The organism is Amycolatopsis sp. NPDC049159 (genome assembly GCF_040648295.1).
GTDB lineage: Bacteria > Actinomycetota > Actinomycetes > Mycobacteriales > Pseudonocardiaceae > Amycolatopsis > Amycolatopsis pretoriensis_A.
The window spans coordinates 344961-364400 of the sequence record NZ_JBEZDL010000004.1 but is presented as its reverse complement, the minus strand read 5'-3'; the positions used below and the strand labels follow the sequence as shown (position 1 = coordinate 364400).

14 protein-coding genes and 1 pseudogene are annotated in these 19440 nt (G+C 71.3%); 12 read left to right on the top strand and 3 right to left on the bottom strand.

Annotated elements, in window-relative coordinates; genetic code table 11:
• Nucleotides 1-49 precede the first annotated feature (49 nt).
• Nucleotides 50-667, bottom strand: a complete 618-nt coding sequence (locus tag AB0B33_RS10520) for a LysE family transporter (RefSeq protein WP_360769362.1) — start codon at nucleotides 665-667, stop codon at nucleotides 50-52.
• A gap of 214 nt (nucleotides 668-881) precedes the next feature.
• Here AB0B33_RS10520 and AB0B33_RS10515 point away from each other — a divergent pair, with 214 nt between their 5' ends.
• Both AB0B33_RS10515 and AB0B33_RS10510 read left to right on the top strand, forming a co-directional pair.
• Entirely contained in the window at nucleotides 882-1676 is a 795-nt protein-coding gene (locus AB0B33_RS10515; protein ID WP_247023698.1) for an SDR family oxidoreductase, read from the top strand.
• A 219-nt stretch (nucleotides 1677-1895) separates the two neighbouring features.
• Complete coding sequence (locus tag AB0B33_RS10510; protein ID WP_264086318.1) at nucleotides 1896-2021, top strand: hypothetical protein; 126 nt, start codon at nucleotides 1896-1898, stop codon at nucleotides 2019-2021.
• A gap of 9 nt (nucleotides 2022-2030) precedes the next feature.
• On the opposite strand, the gene AB0B33_RS10505 is transcribed toward AB0B33_RS10510, so the two are convergent.
• The gene (locus AB0B33_RS10505) at nucleotides 2031-3497 is read right to left on the bottom strand and encodes a cellulose binding domain-containing protein (RefSeq protein ID WP_360769359.1); all 1467 of its coding nucleotides are present in this window, start codon (nucleotides 3495-3497) and stop codon (nucleotides 2031-2033) included.
• Between the two features lie 119 nt (nucleotides 3498-3616).
• Nucleotides 3617-5656 (bottom strand): phosphocholine-specific phospholipase C, encoded by a 2040-nt coding sequence (locus AB0B33_RS10500; protein WP_360769356.1) that lies wholly within the window; start codon nucleotides 5654-5656, stop codon nucleotides 3617-3619.
• Between the two features lie 237 nt (nucleotides 5657-5893).
• Here AB0B33_RS10500 and AB0B33_RS10495 point away from each other — a divergent pair, with 237 nt between their 5' ends.
• The 10 genes and pseudogenes from AB0B33_RS10495 to AB0B33_RS10450 all read left to right on the top strand — a co-directional run bounded on the left by AB0B33_RS10495 (nucleotide 5894) and on the right by AB0B33_RS10450 (nucleotide 19419).
• Nucleotides 5894-6139, top strand: coding sequence for a hypothetical protein (locus AB0B33_RS10495; RefSeq protein WP_360769353.1), 246 nt, complete (start codon nucleotides 5894-5896; stop codon nucleotides 6137-6139).
• 167 nt (nucleotides 6140-6306) lie between these two features.
• A pseudogene (locus AB0B33_RS10490) lies at nucleotides 6307-7143 on the top strand (glycoside hydrolase family 16 protein); the annotation flags it as partial.
• A 694-nt stretch (nucleotides 7144-7837) separates the two neighbouring features.
• Nucleotides 7838-8764, top strand: a complete 927-nt coding sequence (locus tag AB0B33_RS10485) for a serine hydrolase (RefSeq protein WP_360769350.1) — start codon at nucleotides 7838-7840, stop codon at nucleotides 8762-8764.
• Nucleotides 8761-9741, top strand: a complete 981-nt coding sequence (locus AB0B33_RS10480) for an endonuclease/exonuclease/phosphatase family protein (protein ID WP_360769347.1) — start codon at nucleotides 8761-8763, stop codon at nucleotides 9739-9741. Before AB0B33_RS10485 ends, AB0B33_RS10480 begins: the two co-directional genes overlap by 4 nt.
• A gap of 231 nt (nucleotides 9742-9972) precedes the next feature.
• The gene (locus AB0B33_RS10475; RefSeq protein ID WP_247023692.1) at nucleotides 9973-11016 is read left to right on the top strand and encodes a substrate-binding domain-containing protein; all 1044 of its coding nucleotides are present in this window, start codon (nucleotides 9973-9975) and stop codon (nucleotides 11014-11016) included.
• A gap of 76 nt (nucleotides 11017-11092) precedes the next feature.
• A complete protein-coding gene (locus AB0B33_RS10470) occupies nucleotides 11093-12073 on the top strand; it encodes an ABC transporter substrate-binding protein (RefSeq protein WP_247023691.1) in 981 nt (326 codons plus the stop codon).
• An 11-nt stretch (nucleotides 12074-12084) separates the two neighbouring features.
• On the top strand, nucleotides 12085-13599 hold the full coding sequence (locus AB0B33_RS10465; RefSeq protein ID WP_360769344.1) for a sugar ABC transporter ATP-binding protein: 1515 nt from the start codon (nucleotides 12085-12087) through the stop codon (nucleotides 13597-13599).
• Nucleotides 13596-14630: an ABC transporter permease gene (locus AB0B33_RS10460; RefSeq protein ID WP_360769341.1), complete on the top strand. Its 1035-nt coding sequence runs from the start codon at nucleotides 13596-13598 to the stop codon at nucleotides 14628-14630. The genes AB0B33_RS10465 and AB0B33_RS10460 overlap by 4 nt, the downstream gene beginning before the upstream one ends.
• Nucleotides 14627-15613 carry a galactofuranose ABC transporter, permease protein YjfF gene (gene yjfF, locus AB0B33_RS10455; RefSeq protein WP_247023688.1) on the top strand — a complete coding sequence of 329 codons (987 nt, stop codon included), beginning with the start codon at nucleotides 14627-14629 and terminating at the stop codon, nucleotides 15611-15613. The genes AB0B33_RS10460 and yjfF overlap by 4 nt, the downstream gene beginning before the upstream one ends.
• Nucleotides 15610-19419 (top strand): LamG-like jellyroll fold domain-containing protein, encoded by a 3810-nt coding sequence (locus AB0B33_RS10450; protein ID WP_360769338.1) that lies wholly within the window; start codon nucleotides 15610-15612, stop codon nucleotides 19417-19419. The genes yjfF and AB0B33_RS10450 overlap by 4 nt, the downstream gene beginning before the upstream one ends.
• Nucleotides 19420-19440: the final 21 nt, after the last annotated feature.

Sequence of the window (19440 nt, the reverse complement as noted above, 5' to 3'; positions counted from 1 at the left end):
CGTGTGCGCCGGTGGCTCGGACAAACCGTTACAGGACAACGGGTTTCGCTCAAGCCAGGACAAGTCGGACGGCCAGTGCGGTGATCACCGCGCTCGACACCAGCGCTGTCACCAGCCGGCCGCACGGGCCGGTGAGCACCCGGCCGAGCAGCGCACCGCCGCCCGCGAGGAGGACTTGCCAGCTGGCCGAGGCGGCGAGCGCGGCCAGCACGAACACCCCTTGGTCGAGGACCGGCACCGCGGTCCCGGCCCGGCCGCCGACCACCAGCGCGGCGAAGTAGACGACCGTCGCCGGGTTGACGAGCGTGATGCCCAGGAAGCCGGCGTAGGCGCGGCCGGGGGTGAGCGGTGGCACGGGCCGTTCGGTGACGTCCCGGTGCGACCGCAGGGCCAGTACCGCGCCGCGGGCCGCGAGCACGACGAGGATCCCCGCCGAAACCAGCCGCAGCGCTCCGGCGATCGGCGTGATCACCCCCGCGATCGCGGCGCCGCCGAGCACGGCCACCAGCGCGTACACCCCGTCGGCGGTGGCGACGCCGAGAGCGGCCGCGAAGCCGGTCTTGAGCGACGTCCGGGCGGTGAGGGCGACCAGGTGGGTGCCGACGGCGCCGACCGGGATCGCGATGCCGTAGCCGGCCACCAGGCCGGCCACGAGCGCGGCGGTCACAGCGCCGGCGGGATCGGCCTCCGGGGGCCGCGCTGCCGCTGGACCGGCGCGGGGGTCGCGGCGGCCGTCGGGAGCGGTGTGCGGCGGGAAGTCATGCGCAGATGGTGTGGTCACCGGGCAAAAGGGGCAACCGGTTTTCCAGCCGGTGCGCACCCCCCGGCTGTGCTTGAATCGGCCGGGGAGCGGGACGCCGAGCGGAGAGAGGGCTTTCACGATGCGGGTCGACCTGAGCGGGAAGACGGCACTGGTCACCGGGTCCACCCAGGGCATCGGCTCGGCGATCGCGGCGGGCCTCGCCGCCGCGGGTGCCCGCGTCGCGATCAACGGCCGGAGCGAAACCGGAGTCCTCAAGGCCATCGCGCGGCTGCGCGAAGAACTGCCGGACGCGGACTTCCTCCCGGCCCCCGGTGACGTCTCCGAGGAGGCCGGCGCCGCGCAGGTCGTCGAGGAGGTGCCCGACGCCGACATCCTGGTCAACAACCTCGGCATCTTCGGCGCCCAGGAACCCCTCGACATCACCGACGCCGACTGGCGCCGCTACTTCGAGGTCAACGTCCTGGCCGCGGTGCGCCTCACCCGCGCCTACCTGCCCGGAATGATCGAACGCGGCTGGGGCCGGATCCAGTACATCGCCAGCGATTCCGCGATCGTGATCCCGGCCGAGATGATCCACTATGGAGTGTCGAAGACGGCGCTGCTCGGCGTCTCCCGCGGGTTCGCCAAGCACGCGGCGGGTACCGGCGTCACGGTCAACGCCGTGATCGCCGGGCCGACGCACACCGGCGGCGTCGAGGACTTCGTCTACGAGCTGGTCGACAAGGACCTGCCGTGGGAAGAGGCGCAGCGCGAGTTCATGAAGCGGCACCGGCCGCAGTCGTTGCTGCAGCGGCTGATCGAGCCCGAGGAGATCGCGCACCTGGTGGTGTACTTGAGTTCCCCGTTCGCGTCGGCCACCACCGGCGCGGCGGTGCGCGTCGACGGCGGGTACGTCGACGCGATCGTGCCGTGAGGCCCGTTCCCGCCCAGGAGCACGGGGGAACCCCGGGAGGGAACGGGGGTTTCGGGGGACCGGGCGGATCGCCGCCCTGACACCCATTACAACGAGCCGGGCGGGCGGGTATTCCGGGTTCCGGGGGTGACGTGCGTCGCCCGGGGTACCCCGCGCAGGGGTCGCCCGGACGAGCGCGCCGGCTGTCGTGATCGGCCCGCGTGGTTCATGATCGACTCCATGGACCACATCGAGACACCGGCGAAACCCGCCCGCGGCCTGCACCGGGTGCTCCTCGCGGCGGCGGCGGGCGCGCTGATCGCCGCCGCCGCGTGGGTGGCGCTGTGGCTGGCCATGCACCTTTAAGGGGAAGGACTACGGCGTGACCGGGATATTCGTCAGGCCCGACCTGGCGTTCGCCACGGTGTTCGACGCGTACACCACGTTCGGGTTCGCCGAGCACTTCGACACCGAGCTGATCTTGATCGCGTAGTCGCCGGCCCCGCCGAGGTCGGACTTGTTGCCGCGCCAGACGTTCCCGCAGCCGTTGTCGAACGACGGGCTGGTGCTGGTGTTGTGGTTCTCGTAGCCGTTGGCGAACGTGCCGGGCGCGGAGAACGTGCCCGTGTTGTCCTCGATCGTGTAGCCGATGCCCTTGACGTCGATCCAGGAGTCGGCCGAGTTCTCGCCGCTGATCCCGCGCCCGTCGAAGGTGTTGCCGCGGATCACACCGCTGAACGTGCCTTCCTTGACGTCGATCGGCTCGGCCGCGATGAACGGCCCGATGTGGTTGTCCAGCACCTGGATCCGGTCGCCGCGGTCGACGCCGCCGGAGTTGCCGTGGCAGGCCCAGTTCGAGTTGGCGGAGCCCAGGTAGACGCCTTCGCCGTAGCCGGGCTGCACGAGCCCGGTGTAGGTGATCGTGGAGTTCTTCAGCACGCTGTCAGCCGACGAACGGCGGAAGTGGATCGCCTCTTCGTCGACGTGGTGGACGGTGACTCCGTCGATGGTGGTGTGCGGCGAGTCGTCGACGACGATGCCCTTCTTGGACTCCTGGACCGTGAACCCGGTCAGGTTCCAGTACGGCGCGCCCGAGAGCCACAGGCCGTAGCCCGAGTCCCAGCCCGGGGTGGGCGCCGGGCAGTCGGGCGCGTCACCGGACGGGCCGTCGTTGATCAGGACGGCGTTCGACGGCCCCGAAAGGGTGATCGGTTCCGCGGCCGTGCCGGGCTTCGTCGTGACGAAGGAGCCGCGGTAGGTGCCGGCCGCCAGCTTGATCGCCTGGCCCGGCGCCGCGTTCGCCAGCGCGGCCTGCAGCTGGGCGGCCGTCGAGACGCTCACGACGTCGCCGCTCGGCGGGGGAGTGGTGGTCGTGGCCGGCGGCCTGGTGCTCGTGCGCGTGGCCGTCGTCGTCGGCGTGGTGGTGACCTGGCCGCCGCCGGTGCACGCGGCGCCGTTCACCGTGCACGCGGCGGGCAGGCCCGCGCCGGAGACGTTGAAGCCGAAGCTCGCGGTGGCGCCGGGGGCGATCGTGCCGTTGAACCCGGCGTTCGTGAACTTGTAGTGCTGCCCGGTCTGCGTCTTCACCGAGCTCCACGAGCTGGTCACCGCCGAGCCGGCGGGCAGGTCGAACTCGACCGCCCAGCCGACGGCGGGCGCGTCACCGCGGTTGGCGATCGTGTAGCCGCCGCCGTAACCGCCGGTCCAGACCGACGACTGCGCGAAGGCGGCGGAGAGGTTCGCCGCGGCCGCCTGCGCGGTCACCCCGCCGGTCAGGGCGAGGGCGACCGCGACGGCGGAAACGGTTGCGGTACCGAGGAAAACGGCACTTCGTGGGGACACCAGAAGCCTCCGGAAAAGGGGACAGCGGAGGTGTTGCGGCGTACACCCGGACGTTCTCTTTATAGGCGACCACGGTCCGGCCCGTCAATGGGCTGAACAACAGTCAAGAGTGTGAACGTCTACCCGGTGATGCTCGGCGCGCCGGTTTCGAGGTGCCCGCTGAACCGGCGCAGGAACTTCGGGTCGGCGTCGAGGGTGGCCGACAGGTCGTACCAGCCGGAGCCGTACGCGACCGGGTTCCAGTCGTCGGTCACCGTCTGGCCGGCGGCCAGCGCGTACGTCCACGGGCCGTCGGTGCGGTAGTGGTTCGCGGTGATCGTCAGCTTGACCGCGGTCGTCCCGCTGTTGCGCATGGTCAGCCGCAGCTTGTTCTCCGCGGTGTAGCTGCCGAGGACGTCGACGCCCGCGCCGGCGCTGTTCGCGTCCCCGGTCAGGACCCAGCGGAACCGGTTGGGCCCGTGCACCGCCACGCCGTACTTGCCGCCGCCGTAGAGCTGGACCCGCCACGTGTCGCTGACCTGCGCCCCGGGTGCGACGTCGTAGGGCCACGGGCCGTCGGTCTGGCCGTCGTTGCGGTGGGCCAGCAGCTGGACGGCCGCCGTGCCCTGGTTGGCGAACGTCGTGGTGAGGATCTTGCGATCGGCGCTCAGCGACGTCGTGACCAGCGGCCGGTAGGGGAGCGCGCGGGCGGGCCGCGTCCCCGGCTCCTGGACCGGGACCTGCTGCTTCCCGGTTGCGGGCGGGGCCGGCTTCGGCAGCTTCTTCTGGGTGTCGTCGGCCTGCTTGCGCAGCGCGGCGGTGTCCGGCAGCAGCGGGATCTGCGTGGCCGGCGTGCGGAAGTCGAAGCACGTCATGAGGTCGCCGCAGACCGCGCGGCGCCACGCGCTGATGTTCGGCTCGGCGACGCCGGTCCAGCGCTCCAGGAACCGGATCACCGAGGTGTGGTCGGTGACCTCGGAGCTGACCCAGCCGCCGCGGCTCCACGGCGAGATCACCGTCATCGGCACGCGCGCGCCGAGGCCGATCGGCTGACCGCCGATGTATTCGCCGGTGGTGCCGGACGGCGCGATCGGCGGGGCGACGTGGTCGAAGAAGCCGTCGTTCTCGTCGTAGTTGATGAGGACCACGGTGGATTCCCACAGCTTCGGGTTGGCCCACAAGGCGTTCAGCACGGTCTGGGTGTACGCGGCGCCGTCGACCGGCCGGGCCTCGGGGTGCTCGCAGTAGCCGTAGGGCGCGACGATCCAGGACACCTTCGGCAGCGAGCCGCTCGCGCAGTCCGCCTTGAACTCGGCCAGCACGTGGTCGACGTCCTTGCCCCGTCCCGAATCCGGGCCCCAGGTCTTGAACACACTGGCCCGCCGGGACAGTTCGCTCGTGTAGTCCTGGTGGTAGGCCTGGAAGAGCCACAGGGGGTTGTCGCCGTAGTCGCCGACGAAGGAGCCGCCCGCGTCGCCGACCTCCTTGTTGGCGTAGACCTTCCACGACACCCCGTGCTGCTGCAGGCGTTCCGGGTAGGTCGTCCAGCGGAAGACCGGCTTGTAGTCGGCCGGGTTGTAGTTCGCCGGGCCGCCGGCCTGGCCGGCGGCGTCGATGGTGCCGGTGAACAGGTAGAGCCGGTTGGGCGTGGTCGGGCCCTGCACCGAGCAGAAGTAGTGGTCGCACACGGTGAACGCGTCGGCGAGCGCGCGGTGGAACGGGATGTCGCCCTGGTCGAAGTAGCCCATGGTCATCTCGCCCTTGGCGGGGATCCAGGCGTTGTTGGCGCCGCCGGCGATCGCCTGGTGCTGGTCGGCCCAGCCGTGCCCGAGGTCGCCGAGGTCCTGACCGTCCACTTTGGTCGTATCCACCCGGAACGGCAGGAGGTACTTCCCGTCGGAGCGTCCGGAATCGGGCTGGTGGAAGATGTCCTGGCCGTTCGGCTGGACGATCGCCGATCGGTCGCCGTAGCCGCGGACACCCCGCATCGTGCCGTAGTAGTGGTCGAAGGACCGGTTCTCCTGCATCAGGACCACGACGTGCTGGACGTCGGAAAGGCTGCCGGTGGCGCGTGGTTCGGCGAGGGCTTCGGCCATGCCGGGCGGCAGGGCGCCGAGGGCACCGGCGGCGGCGACCCCGCCGAGGAAACCGCGTCGGGTGAGCTTGTGCGGGTCGGCCATCACGGGAGCCTCCAGGGGCCTCGACGGGGCAGCGGCGCCCAGGGTAGATGATCGAAGGTGTTCGGAAGTACCTACGTTCGGACGTAATCACGCACTCTGGTGTTCATCGGCTGTTCGGTTCGCGGTCCGTCCGCGTGACACTTTCCGGTGACGCGAAGCTGAGTGGGCGCGGCGCGGGGAATCTTGATCAGCACGAAACCCCTGACAGGCGGGGGGAGAAAGCGGGAGGAGAGCACGATGAAGACCCGAATCGCTTCCCTGGCGGCGGCCGGTGCGCTCGCGGTTTCCGCGGTGGTGGCCGCGGCTGCCCCGGCATCGGCCGATCCGGTGCCCGGCAGCGCGAACCAGTTCTACGCCTACTGCTCGGTCGACCTGCTCGGCGTCCCGCTGGCGTGCACCCGGACCGATGTCGCCCACGCGTCGCACATCTGCCAGTACGTCCTCACCGCCGCCGGGCTCGGGCTCGACTGCATCCAGCGCTGAAGTTGCCCGAAAGTACCCGGTGGTCCGGACCATCGGGTACGTCGGAAAATGTCCGACCGATTATCCTTGTTCTTCGCCACCGGGGCGCCCATACTTTGTTGCGATCCACAACAAATAGGGCGCCGGTGAGCCGCCAGCCGTCGCCCGCGGAAGAAGAAGAGGCGACAATGACGTCGACCAGGATCCCCACCCGGTGGCGCCGGACGGCCCGGTTGCTGGCCGCCCCCGCCGCTCTGCTCGTGCTCGGCGCCGTGGTGGCCGCCCCGCCGAGCCAGGCCGCTTCGGTTCTCGCGAGCTTCTCCGACGACTTCGACGGCGCCGCCGGTAGCGGCGTCGACGGTTCGAAGTGGGTCCACGAGACCGGCGACAACGTCAACAACCACGAACGGCAGTGGTACACCGACGGGACCGCCAACGCGGCCCTCGACGGCCAGGGCCACCTCGTGATCACCGCGAAGAAGGAGAACAGCGGCAACAACTGCTGGTACGGCGCGTGCGAGTACACCTCGGCGCGGCTGAACACCTCCGGCAAGTTCTCCACGTCGTCCGGGCACGTCGAAGCCCGGATGAAGCTGCCGCGCGGGCAGGGCATGTGGCCCGCGTTCTGGATGCTCGGCACCGACATCGGCAGCGCCGGCTGGCCGAACTGCGGCGAGATCGACGTCATGGAGAACGTCGGCTTCGAGCCGAACACCGTGCACGGCACCATCCACGGCCCGGGCTACTCGGGTTCGGGCGGTATCGGCGCGGCCTACAACGGCCCGAACTTCTCCGACGACTTCCACACCTACGCCGTGGACTGGTCGACCGACAAGATCGTGTGGTCGGTGGACGGCAACGTCTACCAGGCCCGCACACCGGCCGACGTCGGCGGCAACGCGTGGGCGTTCAACCACCCGTTCTTCGTGATCCTGAACCTCGCGGTCGGCGGCTACTGGCCGGGCGACCCGGACGGCAGCACGCAGTTCCCGCAGCAGCTGGTGGTCGACTACGTCCACGTGAGCTGAGCGGCCGGACCGGCGGGACCGGCTCGCTCCCCGTGCGCGGCGGGGAGCGGACCGGTCCCGCTTCTTTCCCCTCGTCGGCGAGCTGGCCGGCGGTGGGCTCGGGACGTCGTGAACGACCCTTTCACCTCGCCAGAGGTCAGGGGCCGGGCAGAGTCGGGTCGGCGCGGCCGGTCCGGCGGTTCGCAACGTCGGGACACCGACGCCGGCACGCCGGCCGCGCGGATCACCGCTACGCGCTCGCGCTGTCGCATGAACGGGTCGTTCACCGCACCGGACGCGGTGAAAGGGTCGTTCATGACGTCCCGGACCGGGGTCAGGGCGAACGAGCGGGCCGGCCCGTCGGCTCAGGTCCAGCCGGAGGGAGCGTGACCGGTGTGACGGGCCGGGTCCGGTGGTGCGAGCCCGGGCGTAGCCGCACGCCGGCCGCCGAACCTGCCGCCACCGGGACTTTGCCGAAGCCCTAGTGCCGGACGTCATGAACGACCCTTTCACCTCGCCGGACGTCATGAACGACTCGATCATGACGTCGCGCGCGGCGGGCAGGCCGGGACGTTCGTCGCGGCGTCTTGGTACAGACCTGTGACACTTCTGGTTCGAACCTGTCGAACAACCCCGACGGGCCGGCGATCTTCCCCGGAGAGAGTGGCCGGAGTGCGCTCGGTGGAGCGTGCCCCGGCACCCGGAGGAGAGCATGTCCCGTACCCGCATCCCACCCGCCGTCGGCGGGGTCGCCGCCGCGGTGGCCGTCGCCGTCGCCGTGACCTGCTGGGTGCTCTTCCCGCCGGAGCTCGCCGGGCGGGCGAGCGCCTCGCGGCCGTCGATCGACCTGGCGCTGCCGTGGCCGTCGGACGGGCAGTCCAGCGCCGAGGTGCTGGGGCTGGGCTCGCTCGGCAGCCGGGGTGAGCAGCAGCCGGTGCCGATCGCCAGCGTCACCAAGGTGATGACGGCCTATGTCGTCCTCAAGGACCACCCGCTCGACGCGGACGAGCCGGGCCCGCAGATCACCGTCGACGAGCAGGCCGACGCCGAGTCGACGTCGGCGGAGGAGTCGACCGCCCAGGTGCGCGCGGGACGCCGGATCAGCGAACGCGACCTGCTGGCCCTGATGCTGGTGCCGTCCGGCAACAACATCGCGCGGCTGCTCGCCCGGTGGGACGCCGGGAGCCAGGAAGCGTTCGTCGCCAAGATGAACCGCGAAGCCGCGGCGCTCGGCATGACGAGCACGACGTACACCGGCGCGAGCGGCGTCGAGGACTCGACCACGAGCACCGCCGCCGACCAGCTGCGGCTGGCGCGCGAGGCGATGAAGATCCCCGTGCTGCGCGCGATCGTGGCCACGCCGAACCTGCGCGTCGACGGCGTCCCGGGCGAGGTGGTCAACACCAACACCCTCCTCGGCCGCGACGGCGTGATCGGCCTGAAGACGGGCTCGTCCACCGCGGCGGGCGGCGCCCTGATGTGGGCGGCGCAGGCTCCAGGCGGCAAGCTGATCCTCGGCGTGGTGCTCCACCAGAGTCCCGGCGGCAGCCCGGCGTCCGGCCTGCGGGCGGCGCTGGAGAACAGCCGGCGCCTGATCGCGGCCATCCAGCACGAACTCCCCGCGGCGGCCACCCGATGACGGCGACCACCGACCAGGCGACCGAGCCGATCGCGGTGCCGGTGGCGCGGCGCTCGGGGGTCTGGCGCCGCGGCCGCGTCATCGCCGCCTTCGCCGTGCTCACCGCGCTGCTCCTGCTCGCGCACCCGCTCGTCCCCAACTGGCCGGGCAACGCGGGCAGCCTCCTCGAAACTTTCCTCCCGTGGACCGGCGTCCCGATCCTGCTCCTGCTCGTCGCCGCCGTGCTCCGCCGCTCGGCCCTCGCGCTGGTCGTGCTCCTCCTGCCCACCCTCGGCTGGGGCGCCTCCTTCGGCGGCAGGCTCTTCGACCAGCGCGGCACCGGCGGGGACTTCACCGTGGTCTCGCACAACGTCAACGACGAAAACCCGGACCCGGCCGGTACCGCGCGGGCGCTCGCCGCCTCGAACGCGCAGGTGGTTGCGCTCGAGGAGCTCAAGCGGTCCGAGGTCCCGAAGTACGAAGACGCCCTCGCCGCGCGGTACCCGCACCACACCGTCCAAGGCACCGTCGGGGTCTGGAGCACCTACCCGCTCCGGGACACCCAGCCGCTCGAAATCATGCCGTGGACGCGTGCCCTCCGGACCACAGTGGACACTCCGCAGGGGCCCGTCGCGGTCTTCGTCGCGCACCTCCCGTCGGTGCGGGTGCGCCTCGACGCGGGGTTCACCGCCGACGGCCGGGACGCGGCCGTCGAGCGGCTCGCGGCCTACGTCGCCGCGGATTCCGCGAAGAAGACCGTGCTCGTCGGCGATTTCAACGGCACCACCGACGATCGGGCGCTCGCGCCGATCACCGCGCGCCTGCGGGCCGCGCAGGACGAAGCCGGGGACGGGTTCGGGTTCAGCTGGCCCGCGTCGCTGCCGCTGGCGCGGATCGACCAGATCTTCGTCGGCGGGGTCCGGCCGGTGGCGGCCTGGACGCTGCCCGCGACCGGGAGCGACCACCTGCCCGTGGCGGCCACGATCGCGCTCGGGTGAGACCGCGAACATGCGGCTGAACACCGAGGTCACCGGGCAGCTGGTGAATCACGGACGAAGCTTTCCGCAGGCCGGGGCGCCGAAGCCCGAGCCGGGCCGCGGCCGGGGCACGTGACCACACCGTTACGCGACCCAGGGTTGACCGCGAGGGTGTTATCGCTAACACTACTCCTCGCCGTCACCGGAACAGGTGACGCAGACCCAGTCGGCGCGGACGGAAAGGGGACGCCGGTGGCCGAACGACCCCGCTCCGGCGGACCCGTGCGAGTGACCGCGGCCGGGACGCGGCAGCCGAGCCTGACCGACGTCGCGGGCGTGGCCGGCGTGTCCCACATGACCGTGTCCCGGGTGATCAACGGGACCGGCCCGGTGCGCCCCGAGACGCGGGCCCGGGTGCTCGCGGCGATCGAGGAACTGGGCTACCGGCCCAATTCCGCGGCCCGCGCGCTGGTCACCGGGCGGACCGGGACGCTCGGCGTCGTCGCGCTCGAGTCCAATCTGTACGGTCCGGCCAGCACGCTGTACGGCATCGAGAACGCCGCCCGCGAAGCCGGGTACGCGATCACGATCTCCAGCGTCAGCCGGCCCGGCCGGTCGTCGATCGCCGACGCGGTGGAGAACCTCCGCCGTCAGGCGGTCGAAGGCATCATCGTCATCGCCCCGCACGTCAGTGCGGGCCGTGCACTGGAAGCCGCGCCCGCGGACTTCCCGGTCGTCGCCGTCGGCGGCGGGGAGACCGCGCCGGTGCCGGTCATCTCCGTCGACCAGCGCGACGGCGCCCGCCGCGCCACCGAGCACCTGCTCGCCCTCGGCCACCGGACCGTCTGGCACGTCGCCGGGCCGGAGGACTGGCTGGAGGCCCGCGACCGCGAGCTCGGCTGGCGCGAAACCCTGGAACGCCACGGGGTCGCGGCCCCGCGGGTGATCCGCGGCGACTGGAGTTCGCGGTCGGGCTACGAGGCGGGGCGATCCCTCGCCGCGGAACCGAAGCTGGACGCCGTCTTCGCCGGCAACGACCAGATGGCGCTCGGCCTGCTGCGCGCCTTCGCCGAGGCGGGCATCTCGGTGCCGCGCGACGTGCGCGTCGCGGGCTTCGACGACGTGCCGGAGGCGGCGTACTTCACGCCGCCGCTCACCACGGTGCGCCAGGACTTCATCGAAGTCGGCCGGCGCACGTTCGGCCTGCTCACCCAGCGGATGGACGGAGGCGACCAGCACGCGCGCGCCCTGGTCGTCCCCGAGCTGATCGTCCGCGAAAGCACCGGCCCGCGCTAGCGGCGCACGCGCGAAACCCGAAGAAGACCAGCTCCGAATGTTAACGCTAACAGATTTGATCACCGTCGATCGAGGAGTGAACGTGCTGAAGAAGCGATGGGCCGCCGCGGCGGCCGCGGCAGCCGGACTCGTGCTGCTCACCGCCTGCGGGAGCGGGGGCTCCTCCGGAAGCTCCGGCGGGGCGATCACGCTCGGCTTCGCGCAGGTGGGCGCCGAGAGCGGGTGGCGGACGGCGAACACCAAGTCCATCCAGGAGTCGGCCAAGACCGCGGGCATCGAGCTGAAGTTCTCCGACGCGCAGCAGAAGCAGGAGAACCAGATCTCGGCGATCCGCTCCTACATCCAGCAGAAGGTCAAGGTCATCGCCTTCTCGCCGGTGGTCGAGTCCGGCTGGGACACCGTGCTCAAGGAAGCCAAGACCGCCAACATCCCGGTCATCCTCACCGACCGCGCGATCGACTCGCCGGACAAGTCGCTCTACAAGACCTTCCTCGGCTCGGACTTCATCGCCGAGGGCAAGAAGGCGGGGGAGTGGCTGACCAAGGAGTACGGCAGCGCCACCGGCCAGGTCAACATCGTCGAGCTGCAGGGCACCACGGGTTCGGCGCCGGCCAACGACCGCAAGAAGGGCTTCGCGGACGTCATCGCGGCGGACCCGAAGTACAAGATCGTCGCCTCGCAGACCGGTGAGTTCACCCGCGCCAAGGGCAAGGAGGTCATGGAGGCCTTCCTGAAGTCCCAGCCCAAGATCGACGTCCTCTACGCGCACAACGACGACATGGCCCTCGGCGCCATCGAGGCGATCGAAGCCGCGGGCAAGGTCCCGGGCAAGGACATCAAGATCGTCTCGGTCGACGGCGTCAAGGACGCGCTGACCGCACTGGCCGACGGCAAGATCAACCACGTCGTCGAGTGCAACCCGCTGCTCGGCCCGCAGCTGATGGACCTGGTCAAGAAGGTGTCCGCCGGCGAGCAGGTGCCCGCCCGCATCGAGACCCAGGAAACCGAATTCGACCAGGCGTCGGCCAAGGCCGCCCTGCCGCAGCGGCAGTACTGAGAGGTCACCGCATGCCCGCCGAAATCCTGACCATGACCGGGATCCGCAAGGAGTTCCCCGGCGTCCTCGCCCTCGACGGCGTCGACTTCCGCCTGTTCCCGGGCGAGGTCCACGCGCTGATGGGGGAGAACGGCGCCGGCAAGTCCACCCTGATCAAGGTGCTGACCGGGGTGTACGGGGTGGACGCGGGCACGATCACGCTCGCCGGGACCGCTGTCGCCTTCGGCGGTCCCGGCGAGGCCCAGCAGGCCGGCATCAGCACGGTCTACCAGGAGGTCAACCTCTGCCCGAACCTGTCCGTGGCGGAGAACGTCTGCCTCGGGCGGGAACCCCGCCGCTTCGGCCGCATCCAGTGGGGTCCGATGCGGCGGCGGGCCGAGGAACTCCTGGCCCGGCTGGACGTCCACGTGGACGTCTCGGCCGAGCTGAGCACCTGCTCGATCGCAGTGCAGCAGCTGGTGGCGATCGCCCGCGCCCTCGACGTCGAGGCGCGGGTGCTCGTCCTCGACGAGCCGACGTCCAGTTTGGACGCCGGCGAAGTCGAGCAGCTGCTGAAGGTCGTCCGGTCCCTGCGCGAGCAGGGGCTGGCGATCCTGTTCGTCTCGCACTTCATCGACCAGGTCTTCGCCGTCGCCGACCGGATGACCGTGCTGCGCAACGGGAAGCTGATCGGCGAGTACCGCACGGCCGACATCACGCCGGTCGAGCTCGTCACCCGGATGATCGGCAAGGAGCTGCAGGTCCTCGAAGACCTGGAGGACTCCGGGCCGAGCCGGGCCGAGGTCGCGGGTGCGCCGGTGCTGCTGGCCGCCGAGGACCTCGGCCGCAAGGGCGGGGTCGAGCCGTTCACGCTCGACATCCACGCCGGCGAGGTCGTCGGGCTGGCCGGCCTGCTCGGGTCCGGGCGCACCGAACTCGCCCGGCTGCTCTTCGGCGCCGACCACGCCGACCACGGTTCCGTACGCGTCGACGGCGAGGCCACGAACCTGCGCACGCCGCGGGCCGGGCTCGACCACCGGATCGCGTTCTGCTCGGAGAACCGCAAGACCGAAGGGCTGGTCGAGGAACTCACCGTCCGGGAGAACATCGTCCTCGCGCTCCAGGCGTCCCGCGGCTGGGCGCGGCCGCTGTCCCGGCGCCGCCAGGACGAAATCGCGGAGAAGTACATCAAGACGCTCGACATCCGCCCCGCCGACCCCGAAGCGCTGGTCGGCAACCTTTCCGGTGGCAACCAGCAGAAGGTCCTGCTGGCCCGCTGGCTCATCACCGAACCCCGCCTGCTGATCCTCGACGAGCCGACCCGCGGCATCGACATCGGTGCCAAGACGGAGATCCAGCGGCTCGTCACGCAGCTGTCCGCCGAGGGGATGGCCGTGCTGTTCATCTCCGCGGAGCTCGACGAGGTGCTGCGGCTGAGCCACCGCGTCGTCGTGCTGCGCGACCGGAAGGTCGTGGCGCAGCGGGACAACCAGGGACTCACCGCGGACGAGATCATGGCCACGATGGCCGAGGGAGCCGTCTCATGACCAAGCACCGGTTGTTCTGGCCCGTGGTGGCGCTGCTCGCGCTGCTGCTGGGCGACCTGATCGCGAGCCCCTCGTTCTTCTCGATCGAACTGCGCGACGGCCACCTCTACGGGAACCTCGTCGACATCCTGAAGAACGGCGCCCCGCTGATCCTCATCGCGATCGGCATGACGCTCGTGATCGCCACCCGCGGCATCGACCTCTCGGTCGGCGCGGTGGTCGCGATCAGCGGCTCGCTGGCCTGCCTGTGGATCGCCGACCACCCCGACGGCGTGGGCGCCACGCTCGTCGCGGTCGGGCTGGCGCTGGGGCTTTCCCTGGTGCTCGGGGTGTGGAACGGCTGGCTCGTCGCCGCGCTCGGCATCCAGCCGATCATCGCCACGCTCATCCTGATGGTCGCCGGGCGCGGGATCGCACAGCTGATCTCCGGCGGTCAGATCATCACGATCAACTCCGCGCCCTACGAGTGGATCGGCAGCGGGTTCGTGCTGACGCTGCCGAGCGCGATCCTCATCGCCCTCGCGGTGTTCGTGCTCGCGTCCCTGCTGGTCCGCCGCTCGGCCCTCGGGCTGCTCGTGGAGGCCGTCGGCGGCAACCCCGAGGCCAGCCGGCTGGCCGGGCTCCGCTCGGCGCGGCTGACCTGGCTCGTCTACGTCTTCTGCGCGCTGTGCGCGGGCATCGCCGGGCTGATGATCAGCGCGAACGTGCACAGCGCCGACGCCAACCACGCCGGGCTGTTCATCGAGCTCGACGCGATCCTCGCCGTCGTCGTCGGCGGCACGCAGCTGACCGGCGGCCGCTTCTCCATCGGCGGCGCGGTGATCGGCGCGCTGCTCATCCAGACGCTGACCACCACCGTCTACGCCCTCGGCATCCCGCCCGAGGCGATCATGCTGTTCAAGGCCGTGGTCGTGCTGGCGGTGTGCCTGCTGCAGTCGCCCGCCTTCCGCCGCAAGCTCCGCCGCCGCAAGGCCCGCCCGGCCGCGCCGGCCCCCGCATCCGCTCCGGAGAAGGTGGAGGTCACGGCGTGACCACGCTCACCCGCATCAAGGGCTACCGGCCGCAGCAGCGGCACCTCCCGATCCTCGCGACGATGGCGCTGCTGATCGGGGCGTACATCTTCGGCGCATCGAGCTACGACGCGTTCGGCTCCGGGCAGGTCGTGCTCGACCTGTTCATCAACAACGCCTTCCTGCTCGTGGTCGCGGTCGGGATGACGTTCGTGATCCTCACCGGCGGCATCGACCTGTCCGTCGGCTCGGTGGTCGCACTGTCCACTGTGGTCTCCGGCGACCTGATGCAGAAGCACGGCTGGTCCGCGTACGCGGCGATCGCGGTGGTGCTGGTGGTCGGCGCGCTGCTCGGCGCCGGGATGGGCGCGCTCATCCACTTCTTCGAGATCCAGCCGTTCATCGCGACGCTGATCGGGATGTTCTTCGCCCGCGGGCTCTGCTACACGATCAGCACCGAGGCGTACTCGATCGACAACGCGACGATCGCGACCCTCGCCCAGACGCAGATCCCGCTCGGCGGGGAGCTGCACATCTCGATCAGCGTGGTCGCCGCGCTGGTCGTCGTCGCGGTCGCGGTGTACGTGCTGGCCTTCACGCGGTTCGGGCGGACGGTCTACTCGATCGGCGGCAACGCGCAGTCGGCGATGCTGATGGGGCTCAAGACCGGCCGCACGAAGATCGCCGTGTACACGATCAGCGGGTTCTGCTCGGCGCTGGGCGGGCTGCTGCTGGTGCTGTACAAGTCTTCCGGCGACCCGCTCAACGGCGTCGGCCTCGAGCTGACCGCGATCGCCGCGGTCGTCATCGGCGGCACCATCCTCACCGGCGGCTCCGGCTACGTGCTGGGCACCGTGCTCGGGATCATGGTGCTGGGCATCATCCAGACGCTGATCACCTTCGACGGCACCCTGAACTCCTGGTGGACCTCGATCATCACCGGCGCCCTCCTCTTCGTCTTCATCGTCCTGCAGCGCCTCGTGACCCGGGGGAGCCACCGATGATCCCTTCCCTCCGGCGCCCCTTGGCCCTCCTCACGGCCCTGACCCTGTTCTGCGCCCTGCCCGTCACCACCGCCGCGGCCGGCCCCGAGCCGGGCCTGGCCGGGCACTGGACGTTCGACGACGGCAGCGGGACGACCGCCGCCGACACCGCGGGCGAGCACCCCGCCGCCCTGAACCCCGGCGCGGGCTGGGGCCCGGGCATCCGCGGCGGCGCGCTGACGACCGACGGCACGAGCGGGTTCGCCGACGCCGGCGCGCCCGTGCTGGACACCACCGAGAGCTTCTCCGTCAGCAGCTGGGTCAAGCTCGACAAGACGTCGGGCTTTCAGACGTTCGTCAGCATCGACGGCAATCAGGTCAGCAACTTCTTCCTGCAGTTCCGCGACGACTCGCGCCGGTTCGCCTTCACCCGCCTCGCCGGGGACGCGCCCGCCGACGGCGTCGTCGCGGCCGCGAACTTCGACCCCGTCGCCGGCCAGTGGTACCAGCTGACCGGCGTCTTCGACTCGGCCGCGTCGACGCTTTCGCTCTACGTCGACGGCACCCGCCAGGCCACCGTCTCCGCGCCCGCGGGCTGGGCCGGTACGGGGCACCTGGTGATCGGGCGCGGCAAGTACGGCGGCAACCCGGTGGACTACGTCGACGGCTCGATCGACGACGTCCGCGCCTACTCGGGGGCGCTGACCGCGGCCGACGCCGGCCGCCTGGCCATCGCCGGCCACTGGGGTCTCGACGAGGGCACCGGCACCACCGCGGCCGACGACTCCCTCGACGCCCGCGCCGCCACCCTGACCGGCGGGGCGAGCTGGGGCGACGGCGTGGTCGGCCCGCACGGCGCGGTGCTGAACGGCACCGGCGCCGCGGTCGACGTCCCCGCCCCGGTCGTCGACACCGGGCAGAGCTTCTCGGTGTCCGCGTGGGTGAAACCGACCGCGGACCCCGGCTTCCGGACCGCGGTGAGCGTGGACGGCTCGGCGATCAGCGGCTTCTACCTCCAGCGCGCCGCCGACGGCCGGTTCGCCTTCACCCGCCGGGCTGGCGACGGCGACTCGGCGTCCTCCGCCGCGGTGTCGACGCTGCCCGCACAGGCCGGCCAGTGGCAGCACGTCGTCGGCGTCTACAACCGCGCCGCCGGCACGCTTTCCCTGTACGTCAACGGAACCCTGCAGCAGAGCGTCCCGTTCACCACGCCGTGGACCGCCGCCGGGCACCTGGTCATCGGGCGCGGCAAGTGGGCGGGCGCCCCGGCCGACTGGTTCGCCGGAGGAGTGGACGACGTCCGCGCGTACCCGATGCCGCTGACCGCGTCCGCCGTCGCCGCACTGGCCGCGAGCGGCTCGTGGCACTTCGACGAAGGCACCGGCACGATCGCGCGTGACTCGTCGGCGAACGCGGCCGGCGGCACGCTTCGCGGCGCGACCTGGACCGCCGGTGCGGCGGGCAAGGCCGTCCAGCTCGACGGCAAGTCCACTGTGGACATGGGCACCTCGCCCGCGTTCGACACCGGCACCGGCTCGCTCTCGCTGGCCGCGTGGTTCCGCACGGCAGCGGACGGAACGCTGGTGGACCACGGCGACGGCTACGCGCTCGGCGTCAGCGGCGGCAAGCTCACCGCCCGCGTCGGCACCCTCCGGGTGACCACCACCGGCGGCGGGCTCGCCGACGGCACCTGGCACCACGCCGCCCTGGTCCTCGACCGCGCGTCCCAGCGGCTCACCGTCTACGCCGACGGCGACGCCGCCGCGGTCACCAGCACCTGCGGAACCCCCACCGGCACCACCCTCGACGTCTCCGCGTGCCCGGCCTCCGGGACCGCGGCGGCACCCCTGACGGTCGGCGCCGGGCTCACCGGCGCGGTCGACGAGCTGGAGCTGCGCCGCTTCCCGCTCACCGCCGCCCAGATCGGCACCCTCGCGGGCGCCAACCAGCTCGCGGTGGACGCCAACGTCGTCCGCGCGAACACCCGCCCGACCACCTACGGCTCGATCCTCGAGGACATCAGCCACTCCGTCGAAGGCGGGCTGTACGCGGAACTCGTCCGCAACCGCACCTTCAAGGAGGCCTACCAGCGCGGCAGCGGCGCGGGCGACACCCCGGTCCCGTACTGGTCGCTGGTCACGTCGGCCGGCGCCACCGGCACCTACGCCGTCGACACGGCCACGCCGCTGAACACCGCCCTCGACCGATCGCTGAAGCTGCACGCCGACGCGGTCCCGGCCGGCGGGCGCGTGGCCGCCGCGAACGTCGGCTACTACGGCGTCGCCGCGAAGCCGTCCACCAAGTACACTGGCAGCTTCTTCGCTCGCGGAACCTGGACGGGCGCCGTCCGCGTGAGCCTGGAGAAGCCGGACGGCACGGTGCTGGCGAGCAAGGACGTCCAGCCGGCCGGCGCGGCCTGGGCGCAGCAGACGTTCAGCTTCACCACGCCGTCGACGATCACGACGTCCACCGACAACCGGATCGTCGTGTCGCTGGTGAACAAGACGAAGAAGGCCCTCGACGGGGACGCCTGGTTCCAGCAGGTGTCGCTGTTCCCGCCGACCTTCAAGAACCACGGCGTCCGCCTCGACCTCGGGCAGAAGCTCGCGGCGATGAAGCTCGGCCTGTTCCGCGTCCCCGGCGGCAACTTCCTCGAGGGCAACACGCTCGACACGCGGTTCGCCTGGAAGAACACCATCGGCAAGCCGGAAGAGCGGCCCGGCCACCAGAACACCGCGTGGGGCTACTGGTCCACCGACGGCTTCGGCATCCTCGACTACCTCAAGCTGTCCGAGGACATCGGCGCTCAGCCGCTCCTGGCCCTGTTCGCCGGCTACACCCTCGACGGCCGGCACGTCAGCCAGGCCGACTACCCGCAGTACGTCCAGGAAGCCCTCGACGAGATCGAGTACGCCATCGGCGACGCCTCCACGACGTGGGGCGCGAAGCGGGTCGCCGACGGGCACCCGGCGCCGTTCGACCTGCACTACGTCGAGGTCGGCAACGAGGACTGGTTCGACGGCTCGGGCAGCTACGCCTGGCGCTTCACCGACATGTACAACGCCGTCAAGGCGAAGTACCCACAGCTGACCGTCATCGCCACCACCGGCGGCCTGCAGGGCGGGGCCGCGTCGAGCACCCCGACCGGCGTGCGCCCGGACGCCGCGGACGACCACTACTACCAGTCGCCGCAGTGGTTCACCGACAACTCGACCCGCTACGACACCGCGGACCGCTCCGGCCCGGACATCCTCGTCGGCGAGTACGGCGCCCAGGACGGCCGGCCCACCGGCACCCTGGCCGCCGCCATCGGCGAGGCCGCGTTCCTCACCGGGCTGGAACGCAACAGCGACGTCGTCATCGGCTCGATGTACGCGCCGGTGCTGGTGCAGGAGAACCAGTCCAGCTGGCCGGTCAACCTGATCGGCTTCGACGCCGGGACCAGCTACGGCTCGCCGTCGTACTGGGTGCAGCAGATGTTCTCCAGCACGCTCGGCAAGCAGATCGTGACCAGCCGCCTCAACCAGGGCAGCCCGCTGCGGCAGGTGGTCAACGTGACCACCAAGGGCGGGAAGAAGACGTTCACGGTCAAGCTCGTCAACCCGACCGGACAGGTGCAGACCGCGCGGCTGGCGCTCACCGGCGTCACGGCGGTCGACGGCACCGGGACGCTCACCACGCTCACCGGCGACCCGGCGGGCCGCAACAGCCTCGCCGCGCCGGCCGCCATCGTGCCGCAGACGAGGGAGCTCACCGGGCTGGCGGCGACTTCGAAGCTGACCCTGCCCGCCAACTCCGTGACCACCCTGGTCATGACCGGCCGCTGAACAACACCAGGAGAGAGGACA